Below are 4,413 nucleotides of genomic sequence, written 5' to 3'. Positions count from 1 at the left end.
ATGAAATCTCATAATGCCGATACTTTTAATTCATTTCAGAAAAAATTTCCAGTACTTTCAATGGCGATGGGTATATAGCTAACTTGCATCTGAAATTTAATGTTTTGAACTTTTGAAATTATTTGCAACACGGCCGATTTTATTCGTCAGATTTAAGAGTTTATAATCTGTTAATATACCATCTTTACAATGCACTTCTGCATCAAAAAATTGAACATCGCCGGGAGCTAATTTCATTAAAATGTCGATTATTTTCTGATTAACTAACTTAGATGCAGAATTATTTGGAATACAGTCATATTTTTTTTTTATCATCGATGCTGTTGTAGTTAAATGAAATATGGGGATACGACTTAATTTTGGATGCTCTATCATGGCGCAAATAGCGTCTAATTGCTCATCGGATAAGGCTTTAAACTCTTTATCCGTATCATCATTTGTTAATGCGAGTTTAAGTTTTAATTTCTTAATCTTCTCAAGGCCTATATTAATTTTCTTTGCTATGCCTCCAGAAAAGCAAAACATTTCTTCTGCTGTAAAAATATAGGCACTCATACTGTTATACCTTAATACAGTACGCACAAAAAAATCATCCATTAGATCTATTAAAGAAGACCTAACACAAACATAGCAGCAACCAAACTCTGTTTCACTGAGTCTGTTTCCTTTCATTAATAAGAATCGATCGGGAGAGAGGTCTCGATCATACTCAGCAATATGTTTATTTGGACACTCGGGAGTTTCCCATAAGTAAATCATATTAATATCCTCATTATTCTGGAGCCCAATTACGATGACGTTTGTTAAGTGTCCTCGGCAATGAAATAGCTAAACTACTTTAAGTGCCAATATTCTTTCCATATCGAATTCTCCATGCAAATTGGCATAATGCCAGATTAGAAGTTAAAACATTATTAGGCCTTACGCTCCGGAACTTGCGCTGTGACGCAAAAACTAATAATTAACGACGGGAATTTGCAAAAAATGCTAAATTAAGTTCCGTTATTAATAATGTGGTGGAAGGTTGCTCTTGTTTTAATCCGGTTTAAGTGTAAACAACATTAAATTCACCCCGTGCAGTTCCTACTCCCACCGTTCTAAGAACTACCATCAATATTTCAGTTAAATAATAGTTCAATATGGGCAACTATTTCTTGTTGATTTTGCATCACAGCGCAAGTTCTGGAGCGTAAAGCCAATCTCTGCATAACTGGGTTTTAATTCATCGAAACTTAGACGCTTCTTTACAAGAGGCGTGAACGGTTACTAATATTTAGAATTTAGCACTCATAGAGATTGAAAATTGAACATGACCCTTTTTAACCAAGATCCGGGTCGAGGGTCAATTTGCCTTCATTTTTTCATGAAATATTATGAATCAGGCAATTTTAAGTCTTGCTCAGATGATCCGGTCGGTCAAATATAATCCAAATTCGATTTGGATTGGGCTATGCCACCGATTTTTCGGATAGACTCTAAAGCAATTCTCCTAAGGGACGATAATACTCTTCAGGTCGTACGAACCACACACCGGTTATTTTTTCTTGTTCAAAGATAATTTTTAGTTTTTCACTGACTAACAAATTACCATGATATTCTTTATCACGCGCAAGGGGATGTTCACCTAGGCATCCTTTTTTGTAAGTCAGGTAATGGAAACCATAACCTGATTGAGTATAAACCGTCTTTTCATGATCGATTCCCATGATCTCAACCGTCACATTTAAGAACGAGTACCCAGCCAATTCCCCATCGGGACAGAGTACCTTGGCGGGGAAAAACTGCACCTCATTCGGTGCTACTTCTTTCAAAATCTCCTGTACTCGTTTGTTGATCAAAGGAATCATGGCACCATTAGCTAAACAATCAAATTTTAACGCTCGCTTTTGAGGAATTTTAAAATGGACTGTCGGCATTGGACTAAACTCGTTTAATTCCAACTTGCGACTAGCCCGCAATAAGAAACGATCGGGTGAACAGGTCCTGTCATATTCCCCAATTTCTTTGTTTAACACCTTTTCAGGGGATTCCCACAAATAAATCATGATTCGTATTCTCCTACCATTTCGTTGCGTTAGGGCGCATCACGTCGTTTAAGCCGACCTTACCTGCGCGTAACTCTTGTCTTATTTCAGACAAGACTTTTCTTGTTTCAGCCCGATATTGTTCTTGGCCCCATCCCTGAGTTTTACCTTTCTCAACTACCTTCTCTAAACGGTCTGCCACTGTATCACTATAACTCTGAGTATGCCCCCCTCTATGAATAGAACGCTCGGGATGGCCTGATGCTTCTTTGGGCAAGTATATCAGGTTTTTTCGCGATTGCATGCTCAACCCGGATAAAGCAAACGCTTCATGATTCCGAGTGCTTGGATTGGTATGACTGGCAATATGATGCCTTTGCAATCCAGGTATGGTGGGGGTTCGTTTAAAACCGTCTGCGCCAATCAGTTTGCCACCTATTGGTCCATTTCCTCCCGGTACGGTATTGATTCGTGACTGAAGATTCACCCCACCATAGACAAAAAACGAATAACGGGATAAACCATCAGTGGATACTTTTTCCTCATGCTTAATACTGGCAGGAACCCAGTAGCAAGCTCCTTCATTATCCTCTTCCGGCACTGCTTGTTCTGCAAAGGCTAGGCTCTGGTATGAGCGATGCAAGCGCTCACAGCCGAACAGTGTTGCTCTGGTTTGCTCAGCAAATACTCTGCGGGCAATTGTCTTATCACCGGTGGCTTGGTTTTCCACTAAGGCATGATAAAAATCCTGCCTGCTAGGGCCAGGAATATTTTTTTGGAGTTGTCGGATAACCGATTCCACGGTCTCTTTCTTTTGTTTCTCACATAATTTTTTCGCCAAAGGTCTGGAATCACCAGCTGCAAACTGTTTTACCAATGGTTCGATTGTAGATGAGTCCTCGTAGAATTCGCTTGCAATAGAGCGAACCAAGTCCTCTTGTTGAGATTTGGTAGTAAAACCGTGCTCTCTTTTTAAGGCATCTAATGTCTGTACTTTTTGGTTTTCAATGTCAGCAAGAGAACTGCGAATCTGTGTGGTCTGAGTGGTAACGGATTGGTGAATGGAATCAAAAGCCTTTTTGTAATGGCGATAGGTTTCTGTATCCTCTGGATTCACTTGAGGATTGACAAGTGCTATTATCGCATTTATTTTATGGTTATTGCTTACTCGAATACTATCCAGCATGCGTACCATAACCGCCAGGCGGCTCAATTCTCTAAGCCGGCCAAACTCGGGTAAGTACGTGGCAAATTCATTGTAATGAAGGGTCAGATCATGTGCAAAGATAAATTCAGGTGAATACCGGTGAGACATCTTTGTTTGCTTCGCTACATCACGCGTGAGTTTCACTAATAAACGCGTATTTTGACTAGTGAGCGTGACTAAACCGTTAATTCGAGGCTGATGGTAAAGGCGGGTCATGTTTTCCGGAATGATTTTTGCCTCATGTTCTTTGATAAGTGTATTCTTCTCCCAATAAAGAACTTTTTTTGATTCCGTATTAAAAATCATGGCGTGACCAGGAATTACTTTTTCTTTCTCAAGTACACTGATTATTTCTGCAGGGGTGAGCACATAAATGGGCCAGCCTTCATCTTCGTTGCTTACATCCTTTAATTCGCCATGAATGTCTCGTTCCATACGGTGTTTTTTTACCACCATACGCATTTCACCTAAGCGCATGCTGGTGCTGTTATCCGCTTCATCAGTCTGAGTATCCACGTTAATTTCTTCGGCTTCAATCCAAAACCGATGAATAGCCCCATGGTGCTCCGCTTCACGGTAACGTTTTATAATGTCACATAAATAATCCGGTAAATGTGACAAGGCATTTTCGATTGGCTGGCGGTCAAATGGATAGATACCTTGTACCTCCTGGCCCGTTGTCATGAATTTTAACATGTAATCGGTCAGTAACATGGTATCCATTAATGCGCTGTCTGCAAGCCCTGATGGAGCAAAACGCATGGTATTAAAGGGATGATAGGGTTTGTTGGGATCGGCTGGATCTAAACTGAAGAAGGCTGCGCCTAAATTTTTAACCATCATTTCACTGACATCATCGCGGGTAAAAAGACGCTCCCAATCTTCATCTTCAGGGGACCAGGGCTCCATAAAAAATGAAATGTTGCCGGTTTGGTGATTGACTTGAATACCTTCGACACGTTTATAAGACGGAATTTGGGGGTTCAATGGTAATGCATCGGTGGGCTGTAGCCATCCTTGTGCATCGCGAGCAACCATAACCCAATCACTGTCTAAATGTTGCTCCACATCCAGAGCACCCCAAGCATTATCGAATAATAATTCCTCCATTAAGGATAAACGGATTTCTTTTTCGAATTGTGGATCATATTTTGCCATAAACCAGTTTTTTAAACAGGCTTC

Annotated in this window: 3 protein-coding genes; all 3 read right to left on the bottom strand. The window is 40.3% G+C overall.

Annotation, left to right across the window (positions count from 1 at the left end):
• Positions 1-96: 96 nt before the first annotated feature.
• Complete coding sequence (locus ACQY7T_RS06535; protein WP_428412146.1) at positions 97-759, bottom strand: hypothetical protein; 663 nt, start codon at positions 757-759, stop codon at positions 97-99.
• A 716-nt stretch (positions 760-1,475) separates the two neighbouring features.
• Positions 1,476-2,045, bottom strand: a complete 570-nt coding sequence (locus ACQY7T_RS06530) for an imm11 family protein (protein ID WP_428412144.1) — start codon at positions 2,043-2,045, stop codon at positions 1,476-1,478.
• Between the two features lie 13 nt (positions 2,046-2,058).
• The coding region (locus tag ACQY7T_RS06525) for an AHH domain-containing protein (RefSeq protein WP_428412143.1) at positions 2,059-4,413 on the bottom strand (2,355 nt) is incomplete at its 5' end.

Source organism: Legionella sp., assembly GCF_965140895.1.
Lineage (GTDB): Bacteria > Pseudomonadota > Gammaproteobacteria > Legionellales > Legionellaceae > Legionella.
Note: the sequence above shows the minus strand (reverse complement) of the source record. Positions and strands in the feature narration are given on the sequence as shown.

Coding starts and splice junctions, on each gene's coding strand:
- ACQY7T_RS06535 (WP_428412146.1), bottom strand. CDS start 759: ATGATTTACTTATGGGAAACTCCCGAGTGTCCAAATAAACATATTGCT.
- ACQY7T_RS06530 (WP_428412144.1), bottom strand. CDS start 2,045: ATGATTTATTTGTGGGAATCCCCTGAAAAGGTGTTAAACAAAGAAATT.